General features: G+C 33.2%; 1 protein-coding gene. It reads right to left on the bottom strand.

Annotated features, from left to right (window positions below; all coding sequences use genetic code 11):
* Positions 1 to 17 precede the first annotated feature (17 nt).
* A complete protein-coding gene (gene erm(B), locus ACVC7T_RS10915; RefSeq protein ID WP_394733574.1) occupies positions 18 to 755 on the bottom strand; it encodes a 23S rRNA (adenine(2058)-N(6))-methyltransferase Erm(B) in 738 nt (245 codons plus the stop codon).
* Positions 756 to 767: the final 12 nt, after the last annotated feature.

Genomic DNA, 767 nt, shown 5'->3' on the forward strand with positions numbered 1-767 from the left:
AAAAGCGACTCATAGAATTATTTCCTCCCGTTAAATAATAGATAACTATTAAAAATAGACAATACTTGCTCATAAGTAACGGTACTTAAATCGTTTACTTTGGCGTGTTTCATTGCTTGATGAAACTGATTTTTAGTAAACAGTTGACGATATTCTCGATTGACCCATTTTGAAACAAAGTACGTATATAGCTTCCAATATTTATCTGGAACATCTGTGGTATGGCGGGTAAGTTTTATTAAGACACTGTTTACTTTTGGTTTAGGATGAAAGCATTCCGCTGGCAGCTTAAGCAATTGCTGAATCGAGACTTGAGTGTGCAAGAGCAACCCTAGTGTTCGGTGAATATCCAAGGTACGCTTGTAGAATCCTTCTTCAACAATCAGATAGATGTCAGACGCATGGCTTTCAAAAACCACTTTTTTAATAATTTGTGTGCTTAAATGGTAAGGAATATTCCCAAAAATTTTATACCTCTGTTTGTTAGGGAATTGAAACTGTAGAATATCTTGGTGAATTAAAGTGACACGAGTATTCAGTTTTAATTTTTCTGACGATAAGTTGAATAGATGACTGTCTAATTCAATAGACGTTACCTGTTTACTTATTTTAGCCAGTTTCGTCGTTAAATGCCCTTTACCTGTTCCAATTTCGTAAACGGTATCGGTTTCTTTTAAATTCAATTGTTTTATTATTTGGTTGAGTACTTTTTCACTCGTTAAAAAGTTTTGAGAATATTTTATATTTTTGTTCATGTAATCACTCCT

The sequence above is a fragment of the Streptococcus sp. P25B114 genome (assembly GCF_053010325.1).